Below are 16,204 nucleotides of genomic sequence, written 5' to 3' on the forward strand. Positions count from 1 at the left end.
CGCGGGCAAACACGGTAGTTTGCGCGCCATGAACCAGCACGCCACTATCCGCATAGGCCATTCGGCCTGTCCGCACGATTGTCCCTCGACCTGCGCGCTCGACGTCGAACTGCTCGACGGCAACCGCATCGGGCGCGTGCACGGGGCGAAGGACAACAGCTACACCGCCGGCGTCGTCTGCGCCAAGGTCGCGCGCTATGCCGAGCGCCTGCATCACCCCGACCGCCTGATGAAGCCGCTGGTGCGCGCCGGCGCCAAGGGCGAGGGGCAATGGAAGGAGGCGAGTTGGGAGGCCGCGCTCGACCTCGTCGCCGAAAAATTCCTCGCCGCCGAGGCAAACCACGGCAGCGAAACCGTCTGGCCCTATTTCTATGCCGGCACGATGGGGCTGGTGCAGCGCGATTCCATTGAGCGGCTGCGCCACGCCAGGAAATATTCAGGCTTTTTCGGCTCGATCTGCACCAATCTGGCCTGGACCGGCTGGATGATGGGCGCCGGTGCCTTGCGTGGCCCCGACCCGCGCGAGATGGCGAAATCGGATTGCGTCGTCATCTGGGGCACCAATGCGGTCGCCACCCAGGTCAATGTGATGACGCATGCCGTGCGCGCGCGCAAGGAACGCGGCGCGAAGATCGTCGTCATCGATGTCTACGAGAACGCCACGGCCAAGCAGGCCGACATGGCGCTCGTCTTGAAGCCCGGCACCGACGCGGCACTTGCCTGCGCGGTCATGCATGTGCTTTTCCGCGACGGGCTCGCCGACCGCTCTTATCTGGACAAATACACCGACGATCCGCGCGGTCTCGAAGCGCATCTCGAGGCCCGCACGCCTGAATGGGCGGCGGCGATCACCGGGCTCTCAGTGGACGAGATCGAGGCCTTCGCCCGGTTGGTGGGCACGACGAAGCGCACCTATTTCCGCCTCGGCTACGGCTTTTCGCGCCAGCGCAACGGCGCGGTCAACATGCATGCGGCCATGTCGATCGCCTCGGTCACCGGTGCCTGGCAGTATGAGGGCGGCGGCGCCTTCCACTCCAATTCCGACATCTTCAAGATCGACAAGTCGCTGGTCGAGGGGCGTTCATTTGCCGATCCGGAAATCCGCACTCTCGACCAGTCGCAGATCGGCCGTGTGCTGACCGGCGACGCCGAGGCCCTGCGCCACGGGCCGCCGGTGACGGCGATGCTGATCCAGAACACCAACCCGGCCAATGTCGCGCCCGAACAGCGGCTGGTAAAGCGCGGTTTCCTGCGCGACGATCTTTTTGCCTGCGTGCACGAGCAGTTCATGACCGACACGGCAAGGCTCGCCGATGTCGTGTTGCCGGCGACGATGTTTCTCGAACATGACGACATCTATCGCGGCGGCGGCCATCAGCACATCGTTCTGGGCCCGAAGCTCGTCGAGCCGCCGCAGGTCGACGGTGTCGGCCCGCGGGAGAATGTCTTCGTCATCGAGGAACTCGCAAAACGCCTCGGCGTCGCCGATCTGCCGGGCTTCGGCATGAGCGCGCGCGAGCATATCGACCATATGCTGGCCAAACGTGGCCTGGGCGATTTCGACACTTTTGCCGAAGAGCGCTGGGCCGACATGCAGCCTGATTTCGACACCGCGCATTTCATCAACGGCTTCGGCCATGCCGACGGCAGGTTCCGTTTCCGGCCCGACTGGACGGGCCAGGCAGCACCGGCCAAGCCGCCGGAAACGCTTGGCGCCTTCGGCCCGCATGATCGGCTGCCGGCCTTTCCCGACCATGTCGACGTGATCGAGACGGCGGATGCGGCGCATCCCTTCCGCCTTGCCACCTCGCCTGCGCGCTCCTTTCTCAATTCGACCTTTGCCGAAACACCGGCCTCGCAGAAGAAGGAGGGCCGGCCGGAACTGCAGATCCATCCCGACGATGCAGCACAACTCGGTCTGGCCGATGGCGAGCGCGTCGAGATCGGCAATGAGCGCGGCGAGATCGTGCTGCACGCGAAGCTTTTTGCCGGGCTGAAGCGCGGCGTCGTCATCGCTGAAGGAATATGGCCGAACGGCGCGCATGAGCGCGGCGAGGGCATCAACGTGCTGACCGGTGCCGACGCGCCCGCGCCCTATGGCGGTGCGGCCTTCCACGACAACCATGTGTGGGTGAAGAAGGCGGAGTAGGGGCGTTTAAGCGGGATCGTCCCGGTGGGCGTGCCCGAAAGACAGTCTGGCACCAACACGGAGCCGATAGATGCGCGTTCTGTCGTTGAACGCCTGGGGCGGAAGACTGCACGACCGCCTTGTCCCCTATTTGGCGGCAACCGACCCGGACATCTTGTGTCTGCAGGAAGTGACGCGCAGCCCAAACACGCAATCGGACTGGCTGATCTACAGGGACGGGGACAAGGCGCTTTGGCAGCGTGCCGACCTGTTTCGCGAGGTCGCCGAGGTCCTGCCCGGTCATCAGGCCTTCTTCTGCCCGGCCGCCTGCGGCGATCTTTTCGACGACGAAACCCCGGTTGCCTCCGAATGGGGGCTGGCGACTTTCGTGCGCCGGAGTTTTCCGGTGATCGGCCAGATGCAGGATTTCGTCCACGGAGCATTCGCGCCGGACGGGTGGGGCGGCCATCCGCGCGCCCGCAATGCGCATGCCGTGCGGGTCTTCGACTATGAAGCGCGCCGCGCGGTCGTGATCGCCCACACGCACGGGCTGCGCGATCCGGCGGGCAAGCACGACACGCCGGCGCGCCGGACCCAGGCCGAGGCGCTTGCCGGGCTGGTTGCGCATACGCGCCACGACGGCGACCATCTCGTCGTCTGCGGCGACTTCAACGTGCTGCCGGGAAGCGTGACCTTCGACGTGCTGGGAAAACTCAGCCTCAGCGACCTCGTCACCAAACATGGCTATACCGATACGCGGACATCGCATTATGAAAAGACGCCGCGCTACGCCGACTACATGCTCATCAGCGACGCAGTGACGGTATGCCGCTTCGAGGTCGTTGAAGAGCCGGAGGTGTCGGATCACCGCCCGCTCATGCTGGAGATGGGGTAGGGAAGGGGGGCGGCGATGCCGGCCATGACCACACTCCATCCTGGCTGGTACGAATTGTCAGCAATCGGCAGGAACGAACGGCGACGGGTCCGATGCGGGCCGCTCGCTGATTGCATCCGGGCAGGGCGGCATTCTACGCTGGCGCTGTGCCATTGAGGTCAAGGCAACGTCCCGAATGCATGAGACGCCGGTCCGGGACTGCCTTCAAGAGCGGAGGAGAATGCAATGGCGATGGCCAAGAACACGATCTGTGTGTGGTACGACAAGGACGCCGAGGATGCGGCCCGCTTCTACGCCGAGACGTTTCCCGACAGCGCGTTGAATGCCGTTCACCGTGCCCCCGGCGATTTTCCGTCCGGCAAGGAGGGCGACGTGCTGATGGTCGAATTCACCGTTGCCGGCATCCCCTGCCTCGGCCTCAATGGTGGGCCGACATTCACCCATAGCGAAGCCTTTTCCTTCCAGATCTCCACCGATGACCAGGAGGAGACCGACCGCTACTGGAACGCCATCGTCGACAATGGCGGACAGGAAAGCGCGTGCGGTTGGTGCAAGGACAAATGGGGGATCTCGTGGCAGATCACGCCGCGCGTGCTGATGGAAGCCATGGCTGCCGGCGGCGATGAAGCAAAACGCGCCTTTGCCGCGATGATGGATATGAAAAAGATCGACGTCGCCACGATTGAGGCGGCCCGGCGCGGCTGACGACGGATCTATGCCCCTACGGCCTCTCCCGGCGTTACGAAGTCGGTGAGCCGCGCTGCGCCGTCCTTCAGCTGCGCCCAGTCGCCGTCGAATTCGAAGCGGGCGAGCGCTGCGGTCGGGAATTTCGTCTGCAAGCGCTTGAGCGCCTTGGCATTGGAGCCCTTGCCGGAAAGCGCCACGGCGAGGTCCTCCATGCCGGGATTGTGGCCGATGACGAGCAGCGTCGTGATGCCGGTAGGCACCATGCGGATTTCGTCCAGCATGTCGTCGGCCCCCGTCTCGTAAAGCGCCTCGGGATAGGAGGCAGGCGGGGTGGAAGGCAGTTCGGCGACCACCCCTTGCCAGGTCTGGCGAGTGCGCGTTGCCGGGGAGACTTGCACACGCTGGGCCAGCCAGCCCTTCCTGGCCAGAAAACGCCCCATGAGCGGCGCGGCCCTTTGCCCGCGCGGCGCAAGCGGCCGGTCCTTGTCGTGAAGTGTGGGGTCGTCCCAGCTCGATTTGGCGTGGCGAAGCAGGAGAAGGGTTTTCATCGCGCGATCACCATGCCTTTCCTGCCTCAGGGCGTCATGCGGGCCAGCTTTTCCAGGTCGACCGCTTCGCGCCAGCCGGGCGGCGAGACAAGCCGCGCCACGCCGGCTTGCGGCTGCACTGCGCCTTCATGCACAACGCGACCGTCTTCGACCCGCGCGCTGCCCGCCGCGACCAGCGCCAGGGCGAGCGGATAGAGCTGATGCTCGGCGACAAGCACGCGCTGCGACAACGCATCGTCGGTGTCGTCCGCGAGCACCGGCACTGCCGCCTGGGCGATGATCGGTCCTTCATCCATCACCTCGGTGACGAAATGCACCGTGCAGCCATGGATGCGGCAGCCCGTCTCGATGGCGCGGCGATGCGTGTGGAGGCCCGGAAAGGCCGGCAGGAGCGAGGGATGGATGTTGATCATCCGGCCGTTCCATTGCCGCACGAAGCCGGCCGAGAGAATGCGCATATAGCCGGCGAGGCAGATGAGGTCGGGTTCGAACTCGGCGATTGCGGCGCTGACGGCCGCCTCATGGGCGGCGCGGTCGGCAAAATCCCTGTGCGGCACGGCTGCGGTCGCGATCCCCGCGCGGCGGGCCGTCTCGAGGCCCTTCGCCTCCGCGCGATTGGCGACCACGCCGACGATCTCGGCCGGATAGTCGGGCTCGCCGCAGGCCGCCATCAGCGCCTCCATGTTGGAGCCGCGGCCCGACATCAGCACCACCACGCGTTTGCGCTTCGTCATAGCTCGATCGACCCGCGATAGATGACGCCGACGTCGCGGCGCGGCACGATGCGGCCGATCGAGGTCACCGTCTCGCCGGCCTTGCTGAGCACGGCCGCCACCTGGGCGGCCTGGCCGGCGGCCACGACGGCGATCATGCCGATGCCGCAATTGAAGGTGCGCAGCATTTCCGTGTCGGCAACGCCACCGGCTTTCTGCAGCCAGCCGAAGACCGACGGCGCCTCGATCGCCTCCAGGTCGAGCTCGGCCGACCAGTCATCGGTCAGCACGCGCGGAATGTTCTCGGGAAAGCCGCCGCCGGTGATATGGGCCAGCGCCTTGAGCCCGTGCGTGCCGCGAATGGCCGATAGCACCGAACGCACATAGATGCGCGTCGGCTCCAGAAGCGCCTCGCCGAGCGAACGGTCCTTGTCGAAGGGGGCGGGATCGGACCAGGCAAGCCCGGACTTCTCGACGATGCGGCGCACCAGGGAGAATCCGTTGGAATGCACGCCCGACGAGGCGAGCCCCAGGATCACGTCGCCTTCATGGATGTCGTCGGTCGGCAGCAACTGGCCGCGCTCGGCCGCGCCGACGGCGAAGCCGGCCAGGTCGTAATCGCTCTTGGCGTACATGCCGGGCATCTCGGCCGTCTCGCCACCGATCAGCGCGCAGCCGGCCCGCCGGCAGCCTTCGGCGATGCCGCCGACGATCGCCGCGCCTTGGTCAGGATCGAGCTTGCCGGTGGCGAAATAGTCGAGGAAGAAGAGCGGCTCGGCGCCCTGGACCACCAGATCGTTGACGCACATGGCGACGAGGTCGATGCCGACCGTATCGTGCTTGCCGGCCTCGATCGCCACTTTCAGCTTGGTGCCGACGCCGTCATTGGCCGCAACCAGGATTGGGTCGGAAAAGCCGGCCGCCTTGAGATCGAAGAGGCCGCCGAAGCCGCCGATCTCGCCGTCGGCGCCGGGCCGGCGGGTTGCCTTCACCAGCGGCTTGATCTTGTCCACCAGCGCGTTGCCGGCATCGATGTCGACACCCGCATCGGCATAGGTGAGGCCGTTCTTCTGCTTGCTCATGCCGCGATCCTGCCCGAACTCAGTGCATGTGCCGGCGCTCATCGCATGAAGGGCGGCGCGCTGCAAGCAATCGTGAACGCTGCCCGCCGTCCCGCGGCGTTTTGCACAGCCCGAAAGGGGATGCGCACACCGGCTTGAACGGATTTGCAAAACCGGCCATCTATCGTCCAGGCACGCTGTGCCGGCGGGATATGGAGCAAATGCCTTGACCGTAGCCAATCTGATCACGCTTCTGCGGTTCCTGCTCGTACCGGCGGTCGTCTTCGCCTTGCTCATCGGCGAGATGGGCTGGGCGCTCGCCGGCTTCCTGGTCGCCGGCATTTCCGACGGCGTCGACGGTTTCGTCGCCCGCCATTTCGACCAGCGTTCCGAACTCGGTGCCTATCTCGACCCGGTGGCCGACAAGCTGCTGCTCGTCTCGGTTTTCGTGATGCTCGGCTATATGGACGAGCTTCCCCTGTGGCTGGTGATCGCGGCCGTTTCGCGCGATGCGCTGATCATCGGCGCGGTGCTCCTGTCGACCATCATGGGCAATCCGGTGGCGATGAAGCCGCTCATGGTGTCCAAGGCCAATACCGCCGTGCAGATCGTTCTCGCCGCGCTCGTCCTGGCCGAGCTGACGCTCGACACGGCCTTCGGTCCGGCGCGCTTCATCCTCGTGATCGTCAGCGGGCTCTTGACCGCGGCTTCCGCTGCGGCCTATCTCGTGGCCTGGCTCAGACACATGAACGGCTATGGCGAAAGCGAAAACAAAACAGGCTGACGACATCGCCGTTTTCTCCTCGGCGGCGGCGTTGCGCCGTCAGGTTGCCTTCTGGCTGGCCGCGGCCGCCTTGCTGGTCCTGTTCCTGTTCGTCTTCAGCTCCATCCTGCTGCCCTTCGTCGCCGGCATGGCGCTCGCCTATTTCCTCGATCCGGTCGCCGACCGGCTGGAGCGCTACGGCCTGTCGCGCCTGGCCGCGACGGTCGTCATCCTGATCGGCTTCATCGTCGTTCTCGTGCTGGCGCTGACGGTCATCGTTCCGGTGCTGGCCTCGCAGCTTGCCGGATTTGCCGCGCGGGTGCCCGAATATCTCGGGCAATTGCAGTCGCTGTTCACCCATTTCGACCCACAATGGCTGGAGCGCGTCCTCGGCGTCAGCGCGCAGGATCTGCGCGACGGGATGAGCACGCTGCTGGCCGAAGGCGCCAGCTTCCTGACCGGGCTGGTCCAGCAGATCTGGAGCTCGGGGATGGCGCTGATCAATCTCGGCGGCCTGCTGGTCGTCACGCCGGTCGTCGCCTTCTACATGCTGCTCGATTGGGACCGCATGATCGCCACCATCGACGGCTGGGTGCCGCGCGACCATGTCGAGACGGTGCGCGAACTGGCACGCGAGATCAATGCGGCCACCGCCGGCTTCGTGCGCGGGCAGGGCACGCTGTGCATCATCCTGGGCGTCATCTATGCCGTCGGGCTGACGGTCGTCGGGCTCAATTTCGGCTTGCTCATCGGCCTTTTCGCCGGGCTCATCTCCTTCATCCCCTATATCGGCTCGCTGGTCGGCCTGGTGCTGTCGGTGGGCGTGGCGACGGTGCAGTTCTGGCCCGACTGGCTCATGGTCGCCGTCGTCGCCTGCATCTTCTTCGGCGGCCAGTTCATCGAAGGCAACATTCTGCAGCCCAAGCTCGTCGGCAAGAGCGTCGGCCTGCATCCCGTCTGGCTGATGTTCGCGCTCTTCGCCTTCGGCTCGTTGTTCGGCTTCGTCGGCCTGCTGCTGGCCGTTCCGTCATCGGCCGCCGTGGCGGTCCTGGTGCGCTTCGCGCTCAAGAAGTACCTCGCCTCGCCGATGTACAAGGGCCAAGGCGAAACGGACGCGACGGGAGCCGAATAGGATGGGCGCGAAAGTGGTCGGCGAACGGGCAAAGCCGCGGCAATTGCCGCTTGAGCTCGGCCACCCGACCGGGCTTTCGCGTGAGCACCTGATCGTCTCGCAGGCCAACGCCGCCGCCGCGGGGCTCGTCGACCGCTGGCCGGAGTGGACGGCGCCCGTCGTCGTGCTGGCCGGGCCGGTCGGCTCGGGCAAATCGCACCTGGCCGCCATCTGGGCCGAGAAGGCGCAGGCGGCAGTCGCCGCGCCCGAGGCGATCGACGCCGCCGCGATCGAGGCGGCACGCGAGCATCCGGTGCTCATCGACGGCATCGAGCCGGGCCATCTCGACGAGACGGGGCTGTTCCACTTGATCAACCAGGTGCGCACCGCCGGCACCAGCCTGTTGCTGACCTCGCGCCATTTTCCGCTCGCCTGGCGCGCCGGTCTGCCGGATCTCATCTCGCGCCTGCGCGCGGCGACGCTGGTCGAGATCGGAGAGCCCGACGACCTGCTGCTCGCCGGCGTCATCACCAAGCTCTTCGCCGACCGGCAGATCCAGATCGAGCCGCATGTCGTGCACTATCTGATCGCGCGCATTGAGCGCTCGCTGTCAACGGCCAGCCGGGTGGTGGAAAAGCTCGACCGCGCCGCGCTCGAGCACAAGGCCCGCATCACCCGAGCGCTCGCCGCCGAGATCGTCAGCGCGCTGGACGCGGGGCAGTCGGAGCTTGATCTTTAGATAGCGTGTACCCCGCCGCGCGCCATACGCCGATCTGATGACGTTGCGTCGCTTTTCTCTTACAGTCCGTGTAATAATATGTGAATCGGGGTTTCCGGGTGGGAGAAGAATGGATTTTGCGGCGGGACAGGAATGAATTCGGAACCATCCGGATCGACAGACACTTCGGCAGTTGAAAGAGGCCCGGCGACGTCGCGGCTGTCGGCCATCGTGCTCGTCGATGCTGTCGGTTCCACGGCCGCCATGAGCAACAACGAGATGGCCGCCATGCAGGCCATCGAGCGCAGCCTCGACACATTCGTCGAGGTGGTCGGCGCCACCCATGGCGAGGTGCTGAACTATGCCGGTGACTGCGCGCTCGCCGTCTTCGACAGTGTTGCCAACGCCGTCGCGGCCGCGCTGAAGTTCCAGGAAGTGCTGTTACAGAACGCGTCCGGCGATGGACTGTCGATCGGCTTTCGCGCCGGCGTGCATCTGGGCGAGGTCTACCAGTCCGGCAGCCGTGTCTTCGGCGACGCCATCAACCTGACCGAGCGCATCCAGAGCGTGACGCCGGTCGGCGGGGTCGCCGCCTCCGACCTCATCTATCGTTCCATCCAGGGGCGCTCGGATTTCAGCTTCGAATATCTCGGCCCCCATCGCGGACGCAACATGGCAGAGCCGATCGGTCTCTACCGCGTCCACAAGGGCACCGTGGGCATGCTGAAGGCCACGCCGCGCGCCCTTCCCCTCCCGAGCGCCAGCGACATCGCGCCCGAGCCGGGCGGCCAGTCCGACGTGCCGTCGATCGCCGTCCTGCCGTTCCGCAATCTGTCCGGCGACCCCAACCAGGATTATTTCGCCGACGGCGTGACCGACGACATCATCACCAGTCTCAGCCATTTCCGCACGCTCGACCTGATCGCGCGGGCCTCCTCCTTCGCCATGCGCAACCAGAACCTGCCGGTCTCGGAGATCGGGCGCCGGCTCGGCGCGCGCTACCTGGCGCAAGGCTCCATCCGATGCACGTCCAACAGGGTGCGCGTGTCGATCGAACTGTCCAACACCGAGAACGAACACACGGTGTGGGCGGAAAAATACGACCGGCCGCTGGAAGACATCTTCGCCCTGCAGGACGAGATCGCCGAGCTCGCCGTGTCGGTCATGTCGGCGCGCATCGAGGAGGCGGAACGCCGGCGCGTGGCGAGCGCCCGCCCCGAAACGCTGCATGCCTATGGCCTGGCGCTGAGGGCGCAGAACCATCTCCTGAGCCTGACGCCGAACGACAACGCCGCGGCGCGCGAATTCTACGAACGCAGCATCCTGGAAAGCCCGCGCTATGCCCGCGCCTATGCCGGCCTGTCCAGGGTAAGCAGCCTCGAATGGCGCCACTCCTGGAGCCCCGATTCGGAGAGCAAGCTGGAACGCGCCTTCGACATCGCCGTGCAGGCTGTGCGCGCCGACCCCAACGACGCGCGCGGCCATGCCGAGCTCGGCTTCGCAATGCTCTACCGCAAGGAGCACGAGCGTTCGCTTGCCTCCTATCGCCGCGCCCTGTCGCTCAACCCCAATGACGCCACCATCATCGCCGAGATGGCCGACGCACTGAGCCATTCGGGCCATCCGGGGGAAGCGCTGGAGCATTTCAAGCGCGCCATGCGGCTCAATCCATTTTATCCGGACCAGTATCTCTGGGACATGGCCGGCGCCTATATGAAGCTCCACGAGTACGAGGACGCGATCAAGAGTGTCCTAAAGATGAACAATGTCCAGCAGGGGCGCCGAATTCTTGCGGCGTGCTATGCACATCTCGGCCGCTTGGAAGACGCCCGGCGCGAGGCCGATATGGTGCGCGCCGCTCAGCCCGATTTCGATGCAGAGCGCTGGGGCAAGATCATTCCAGACACGCCGGAGGTTATCGATCACTTTGTCCAGGGCCTGAAGAAGGCGGGGCTGTAAGCCAGCGAGGCTCAGCCCCTGCCACTTTTCCGATTCTATTCTGAATCGTCACGCCGGCGTCGCGGCCGGACGAATGATCCCGCCGACCGCACAAACGACCCTGCTGAGCGCGCAAAGGACCCGGCGGACCGTACGAACGACCCTGCGGACTGTCCCGTCGGATCGCCCAGTTCGGCCTCCAGCAGCACCGCGTCGAACGATCCGTTCTCGACATCGAGGCGCATGGTGAAGTCGGCGCGATCATAGGCCCAGACCTTGATGCCCTTGGCGAAATGACCCGTCTGCGAGGCAACGCCGGTGCGTCCCGTATGCGGCGGTATGTGGTCGAGGTCGCCGAATTCTTCGGGAACGCGGCTTTTCGGACCCTCCGGGTTCTTGCCCTTGCCATGGACCAGGAAGATCGCCGGGCGCGTCATGTCGAAGATCTGGCCCTCGAAGCCGAAAGCGTAGATGCGCGCCAGCAACGGCTTGTCCTTGGACTTCTTGTCCCGGGGCGCCGCCGGCGCAAGCTGGTTGAGCAGGAAGTGGTTTTCGCCGCCGCGCGGAAGTTCGGCCTCCTCGTCCGTCTCGGCGTCTTTCGTATCCTCCGCAAAGGCCTCCAGATTGAGCGTGATATCGGCCAGTGGCCGCCCAAAAAGCCAGATTCTCGATTGGCCTAGCAATGTTTCTTTTGGCATGATCCCTCCTTCAAGTGCCTCAAAGTGCTTCTAGCTGCCTTGCATGCGCGCGCAGCACCGGCCGCGCTGCATCATCGCCTGTAAATGGCGTTGCCTGTATGACATTGGCCACATATCGGCCTCGTCCTGGGGAACGGCGGTGCGTGCCGAAAAGGCGTGCGCGTGCCGCCCGGGCGGCCCGATGCGCGGGCCGGCCTCGACAAGGCCGATCTCGCGCCAGCGGAAATTGTCCAGCATGACCCTTTGTGCCGCCCCGCCGGTGAGCGCGAGATCGGCGTCGATCATCGCGTCGGCGAAATCAGCATAGGTGAGATCGTCGGGCGACAGCCGGCGCCAGGCGTCGACCAGCAGATCGCCCGTCAGGTCGCGCGCCTCCTCGAGCGCGAAGACGAAGGCGCCGGGATCGGCGAGGAAGGCGGCGTCGAATTCCGCCTGCATGGCGGGCGCCAGCTCCGGCCGGTTCTCGGTCGCATCGGCCAGGTCCTCCAGCGTGCGCCGAATAGCGCCGACCTCGACCAGCGCCTCGTGAAAGATGTCGACAAAAATGTCGAACAGCGCGCCCGACAGCGGTTGCGACAGCTTGTGCTCGTCGCGCCAGCCTTCAGCGAAATCCGACATCTTGAGCGTGTTGCTGGCCAGCCGGATCTCCTCGTTCAACGAGAATTCGGAGAACCGGTTGAGCGCGTTATAGGTGTAGAGATTGCCGCTGGTGGTCGACAGAAGAGCGCCGGTGACGGAGGAAAAATGCAGCGCCGCGATCATCGCCACCCAGTCGGCCGCCACCTCGTGGAAGCCGAAATATTCGCCGCTCTCCGCGTCGAGCGCCGGCAGGCCGACCTCGGAATAGATGAGCCCGTGGCCGAGCTCGTGCGCGATGACGTCGAAATTGAGCGCGAGGGGAACGAGCGCGCCGTCGCTGCGCTCGATGCTGCCCACTTCCAGATAGCCGTAGCCCACCTGGCCGTTGTCCCATTTCGGCAGCACGCTCAATTGCAGCTGCTCGAAATCGGCGCCGAAATGCCAGCGGATCGGATGGCCCAGATAGCGCTCCCACACATCCATGACGAAGCGCGTGACGGCGAAGAGATGCGCCCCCTCGAATTCCGGCGTGCCGGGCTCGAGATGATCGAAATGGCCGTCCGGACCCGGCTCGACCGGCGGTGCGGCCGGTCCCGTCCAGGGCGGCAGAAAAAAGAACGGCCTGCCGCGCGGGTCGCGATTGATGCCGTAGGGATAGGCCTTGCCGACCGGCCGGACGAAATACATGCGCTCATCCGCCGGTCCGGCCCGCATCCGGCCCGCCGGCGTGGAGATCTCGATCGTTTCGGGCGGGGCGGCAGGGTCGGAAAAAGGCGGCTGCGGATAGACGCGAAAGCGCGTCCCGCCAATATAATCACCTTTTGTTCCGCCTCTCCTCATATTCAATATTAATATAATATTTCTATACAAGTCTAGTGGAACGAATTTGACATTCGATACCCACCCGATGTCGCCCCAGAGATCGAATGTCAAATTCAAATGTTCCACTAGAATCATAAAGTTGCTAGTGGTTCTTTTGTTTCCAACATTTGCCCTCAGGGCCGATACAAATGGGATGCAAATGTTGGAAACGAACCACTAGAGAGTAAGTATTCCTCCATTGCCATTTCGTAGAGAGACTCTATATCCGGCAGGGCCAGCATGCGCCGCGCGTCCTCCAGATCATCCGGGGCGGGGCGGCCGAGCTTTTGTTCGAAATACCATTCGACCGCGCGCCGCGGCGCAATATCATGGGCCGCCAGTTCTGCCCCGGCCTGGTTGAGCCGCGCCTCCTTCTGCCGCGCCTGTTCGGCCAGTGGCGCATAAATCCCGTCGAGCTTGATCTCGCCGATGAGCGCGGCCTCGAGCGCGGCTCCGTCGCGCCCGGCCAGCGAGGCGACGGCGTCGCGCGCGGCAAGGAGCCGGCCAAGGCCGGCCTCGTCGAGCTCGTTGTCGCCAAGCCAGGCCTGATAGGCGGCGCGGTCGGTCAGTCCGCGTTCGAGGCGGAAGCGGTCGAGGCGCCGTGCGCGCGGCGGGGGTGCGGCGCCGTCACCACCGGCAAGCAGCGCGGCGGCGGCGCGCGCCAGGATCAGCTCGAAACGGGCGACGTCACGGCGCGCCGCGTCGATCACCCGGCGGTCGAAATGGCTGACACCGGAAGCGGCCTCGAAATATTCGACCCCGGCGAGCCAGGCGTCGGTCGGCTCGAAGGCAAAGTCCGCCCGGTGCGGCCCCGGCCAGTCGCGCGCCAGATCGGCCATCGCCGCGATCAGCGCTTCCGCGTCGAGCCGCTTCTGGTCGACCGCGTGGGTGTGAAGCCATGCGCCGAAGGTTCGTGCGGTTTTCTCCGGCAGTTCCACGGCCCCGAGCACGGCCTTCCAGCTTCGCTGCTTGAAATGGAAGCCGCGCGCCACCTGGAGGATATGCCCGGCCGTCCCGGCATCGATCAGGGCGGTTTCGACCGCCTCGTCGAGCGTGGCGCGCACATTGACCAGCGGCAGGCTGAGCGCGACATGGCCCATCTCGGCCGGCGCATGGACCAGCGCCACCTCGTCGTCGGCGTCGATTGCGCCCGCCGCATACCATTCGGCAATGCGCCCGACGCCGCGCATTCCGTAAGGCGCGAGCTCGGCGGCGCGCAGCGCGCCCATGCTCGATGCGCCGAAGACATGCACGCCGCGCGACAGCGCATGGAGAATTTCCTTGTGCCAGACGGCCGGCACACCCTCGAAATGCCCGTCGACCAGCCCGATCGCCCGCGCGCCGCCGCGCACTGCCCTGTAGATGTCGCCCTGCGCCGCCGGCGGCCGGTAGTCGAAGGCGGCGATGGCCGCGGCCTCGTCGCGCGGCAGGGAAGGTCCGAGGAAGACGACAAAATCGTTCATCGCGCCGCCTCCTGCGCCCGCCGGCCGGCCACGGCATTGGCCTCCGGCGGACCTTCCAGTCCCGGAACGATGACGCGCACGACGAAAATCCCGGTATCGGGAAGCGACAGATCGGCGACGAGGATCGGCCCGCAGCCCACCTCTTCGAGCCGCCGCGCCGTCCAGGCGATGTCGTCCTCGAAATAGTGGTATTCCGTGGAAGCGATGGCGGCGAAATCGCGCCGCGGCGCCTTGCCGCCGGCCTCGATCGTCCGCCTGAAAGCCTGAATGTGGTCGCTTTGATATTCGCGCCGGGTGATGTCGTCGCGCCCGCCCGAAATATAGACCGCGCGCACCTGGGCGGCTTCTGAAAGGGCGCGATAGAGCGCCACGGTCTTGTCGGGGTGGCAGCCGGTGCCGGTGCCGGGATGGCCGGCCGGGTCCTGCTCGTCGACGATCAGGCAGTGGAAGGCCGGCACGCCGATATCCGAGGTGATGTCCCAGATGGCGATTTGGAAGCCGGCCCGGCCGAGCTGCTCCATCGTTTCGCCGAGATGCGGCGCATCGGCGAAGGCGTGCGCGACGAGCCTGTCGTTGCGCTGGCGAGGGGCGAGGCGTTCCCACAGATTGAGCGCGTCGCGCTCGATCACCTCGAACAGCCCGTGGCAGACGGCCTCGGCATAGGCGTTGCCCGAGGCGAGGCCGTTGGTCGTCGCCAGGAACGTGCCGGCCGCCGGCAACGCGTCGGGGCAGTAATGCGCATGCACCAGTTCATAGGGCACCATCACCGGCTCGCCGGTGGCGATCTCGATCGCCTCCATCCACAGAAAGCGCGTGTCAGCGGTCAGCCGCGTGCCGTCGACACGCGGCAGGTCGAGAATATCGGCCGGCCTGTGCCTGGCCGCGATCTCGCTGCGGCTGGCGAAGACGAGTGGCCGGTCGATCGTCTCTGCATGAGCGCATTCGATCGCCTCCATGGCGGCCGAAACCTTCGCCGCCGCCAGGCTCAACCCCTTGCCGGCCGAAACGGCGACCGAGCGCGACTGCGGCCTGACCGCCGCGGCGACCGGCAGGCCGATGCGGTCGAGACCCGTGAGATCGGCCACCCGGGTGATGCCGAAGCGCGGGAAAAGCGGTTCGATACGCCGCCAGGTTTCTTCGGGCGACACCAACCGATGCGTGCCCTCGACATGCGCCTTGGGCGTCTTGCCGCAAGCGTTGTCGGACTGGCCGCCGCGATCCGCAGCTTGATTGCCGGCCTTGCCGCTTTTCATCGCCCCTCTCTCCCGATCCGCCGCGCCCCATTGCGGTCATTTCAGCTTACCTTACTTATCTTGCGTGTCGATTCCGGCATTGTCGTTGAGGCAGGCGAGGTCCGGGCGGCAAATTAGGACTTGCGCCACGAGAGGCGAAAACATATGGAAACCGGCGGCCTTGGCGGTCACGGAGTGTAGCGCAGCCTGGTAGCGCATCTGGTTTGGGACCAGAGGGTCGCAGGTTCGAATCCTGCCACTCCGACCATTTTCGGCTGGCAGGGCGGCCGCGGGGTCAAACGGATGAGGGATCAATGTCTGCACGCATCTTCAGCCCAGCCAAAACCGCCATGCAGTCCGGCAAGGCCAAGACCGGCAAGTGGGTGCTCGAATTCGATCCCGAGCAGCCGCGCAAGATCGACCCCTTGATGGGCTATACGAGCTCCGGCGACATGAAGAGCCAGATCAGGCTCGTATTCGACACCCAGGTCGAGGCCGTGGCCTACGCCAAGAAGCACGGCATCCCCTACCGGCTGCAGGAGCCGCATCAGCCCAAGCGGCGGCAGATTTCCTACGCGGAAAATTTCCGCTATGACCGCAAGGTGCCTTGGACGCACTGACTCGTCCGGCGGCTGCGGTCCCGTAGCTCAGTGGATAGAGCACCGGCCTTCTAAGCCGATGGTCGCAGGTTCGAATCCTGCCGGGATCGCCAATAAAATCAGGTCCGTTCCGGACACATTGGTTACAGTTTATATCGGAGACATGGGTAACACTTTCGGCCCGAAGGGGTTTTGAAGTGGTTCCAGTCT

Annotated in this window: 15 protein-coding genes and 2 tRNA genes; 10 read left to right on the forward strand and 7 right to left on the reverse strand. The window is 65.6% G+C overall.

Annotated elements, in window-relative coordinates:
• The first annotated feature begins 28 nt into the window (after positions 1–28).
• The 3 genes from GM909_RS05670 to GM909_RS05680 all read left to right on the forward strand — a co-directional run bounded on the left by GM909_RS05670 (position 29) and on the right by GM909_RS05680 (position 3,728).
• Positions 29–2,149, forward strand: coding sequence for a molybdopterin oxidoreductase family protein (locus GM909_RS05670; RefSeq protein WP_157015234.1), 2,121 nt, complete (start codon positions 29–31; stop codon positions 2,147–2,149).
• 70 nt (positions 2,150–2,219) lie between these two features.
• Positions 2,220–3,023: an endonuclease/exonuclease/phosphatase family protein gene (locus tag GM909_RS05675; RefSeq protein ID WP_157015235.1), complete on the forward strand. Its 804-nt coding sequence runs from the start codon at positions 2,220–2,222 to the stop codon at positions 3,021–3,023.
• Between the two features lie 231 nt (positions 3,024–3,254).
• On the forward strand, positions 3,255–3,728 hold the full coding sequence (locus GM909_RS05680; RefSeq protein WP_198174142.1) for a VOC family protein: 474 nt from the start codon (positions 3,255–3,257) through the stop codon (positions 3,726–3,728).
• An 8-nt stretch (positions 3,729–3,736) separates the two neighbouring features.
• Here the strand turns inward: GM909_RS05680 and GM909_RS05685 are convergent, their stop codons facing one another.
• Genes GM909_RS05685 through purM form a run of 3 tightly spaced genes read right to left on the reverse strand, consistent with a single transcriptional unit; the run spans position 3,737 to position 6,053 of the window.
• Positions 3,737–4,258 (reverse strand): SixA phosphatase family protein, encoded by a 522-nt coding sequence (locus GM909_RS05685; protein WP_157015237.1) that lies wholly within the window; start codon positions 4,256–4,258, stop codon positions 3,737–3,739.
• Positions 4,259–4,284: 26 nt separating this feature from the next.
• Entirely contained in the window at positions 4,285–4,992 is a 708-nt protein-coding gene (purN, locus tag GM909_RS05690; RefSeq protein ID WP_157015238.1) for a phosphoribosylglycinamide formyltransferase, read from the reverse strand.
• The gene (gene purM, locus GM909_RS05695; RefSeq protein ID WP_157015239.1) at positions 4,989–6,053 is read right to left on the reverse strand and encodes a phosphoribosylformylglycinamidine cyclo-ligase; all 1,065 of its coding nucleotides are present in this window, start codon (positions 6,051–6,053) and stop codon (positions 4,989–4,991) included. The genes purN and purM overlap by 4 nt, the downstream gene beginning before the upstream one ends.
• A 205-nt stretch (positions 6,054–6,258) precedes the next feature.
• On the opposite strand from purM, the gene GM909_RS05700 reads away from it, so the two are divergent.
• The 4 genes from GM909_RS05700 to GM909_RS05715 all read left to right on the forward strand — a co-directional run bounded on the left by GM909_RS05700 (position 6,259) and on the right by GM909_RS05715 (position 10,583).
• A complete protein-coding gene (locus GM909_RS05700; protein ID WP_157015240.1) occupies positions 6,259–6,816 on the forward strand; it encodes a CDP-alcohol phosphatidyltransferase family protein in 558 nt (185 codons plus the stop codon).
• Positions 6,788–7,927 (forward strand): AI-2E family transporter, encoded by a 1,140-nt coding sequence (locus tag GM909_RS05705; RefSeq protein ID WP_157015241.1) that lies wholly within the window; start codon positions 6,788–6,790, stop codon positions 7,925–7,927. The genes GM909_RS05700 and GM909_RS05705 overlap by 29 nt, the downstream gene beginning before the upstream one ends.
• A 1-nt stretch (position 7,928) precedes the next feature.
• Entirely contained in the window at positions 7,929–8,645 is a 717-nt protein-coding gene (gene hdaA / locus GM909_RS05710) for a DnaA regulatory inactivator HdaA (RefSeq protein ID WP_157015242.1), read from the forward strand.
• 132 nt (positions 8,646–8,777) lie between these two features.
• Positions 8,778–10,583, forward strand: a complete 1,806-nt coding sequence (locus tag GM909_RS05715; protein ID WP_157015243.1) for an adenylate/guanylate cyclase domain-containing protein — start codon at positions 8,778–8,780, stop codon at positions 10,581–10,583.
• Positions 10,584–10,618: 35 nt separating this feature from the next.
• Here the strand turns inward: GM909_RS05715 and GM909_RS05720 are convergent, their stop codons facing one another.
• The 4 genes from GM909_RS05720 to GM909_RS05735 form a co-directional block, all read right to left on the reverse strand.
• Positions 10,619–11,260 carry a hypothetical protein gene (locus GM909_RS05720; RefSeq protein WP_157015244.1) on the reverse strand — a complete coding sequence of 214 codons (642 nt, stop codon included), beginning with the start codon at positions 11,258–11,260 and terminating at the stop codon, positions 10,619–10,621.
• Positions 11,261–11,290: 30 nt separating this feature from the next.
• Complete coding sequence (locus tag GM909_RS05725) at positions 11,291–12,679, reverse strand: gluzincin family metallopeptidase (protein ID WP_198174137.1); 1,389 nt, start codon at positions 12,677–12,679, stop codon at positions 11,291–11,293.
• A gap of 155 nt (positions 12,680–12,834) precedes the next feature.
• On the reverse strand, positions 12,835–14,163 hold the full coding sequence (locus GM909_RS05730) for a TfuA-like protein (protein ID WP_157015245.1): 1,329 nt from the start codon (positions 14,161–14,163) through the stop codon (positions 12,835–12,837).
• A complete protein-coding gene (locus tag GM909_RS05735; protein ID WP_157015246.1) occupies positions 14,160–15,416 on the reverse strand; it encodes a YcaO-like family protein in 1,257 nt (418 codons plus the stop codon). The genes GM909_RS05730 and GM909_RS05735 overlap by 4 nt, the downstream gene beginning before the upstream one ends.
• A 170-nt stretch (positions 15,417–15,586) precedes the next feature.
• Here GM909_RS05735 and GM909_RS05740 point away from each other — a divergent pair.
• The 3 genes from GM909_RS05740 (at position 15,587) to GM909_RS05750 (ending at position 16,107) form a co-directional block, all read left to right on the forward strand.
• Positions 15,587–15,663, forward strand: a tRNA-Pro gene (locus tag GM909_RS05740).
• A gap of 46 nt (positions 15,664–15,709) precedes the next feature.
• Positions 15,710–16,015, forward strand: a complete 306-nt coding sequence (locus GM909_RS05745; protein WP_157015247.1) for an ETC complex I subunit — start codon at positions 15,710–15,712, stop codon at positions 16,013–16,015.
• A 16-nt stretch (positions 16,016–16,031) separates the two neighbouring features.
• Positions 16,032–16,107, forward strand: a tRNA-Arg gene (locus GM909_RS05750).
• The last annotated feature ends 97 nt before the right edge of the window (positions 16,108–16,204 follow it).

This window comes from Mesorhizobium xinjiangense (assembly GCF_009749525.1).
In the GTDB taxonomy this organism is placed as follows: domain Bacteria; phylum Pseudomonadota; class Alphaproteobacteria; order Rhizobiales; family Rhizobiaceae; genus Mangrovimarina; species Mangrovimarina xinjiangensis.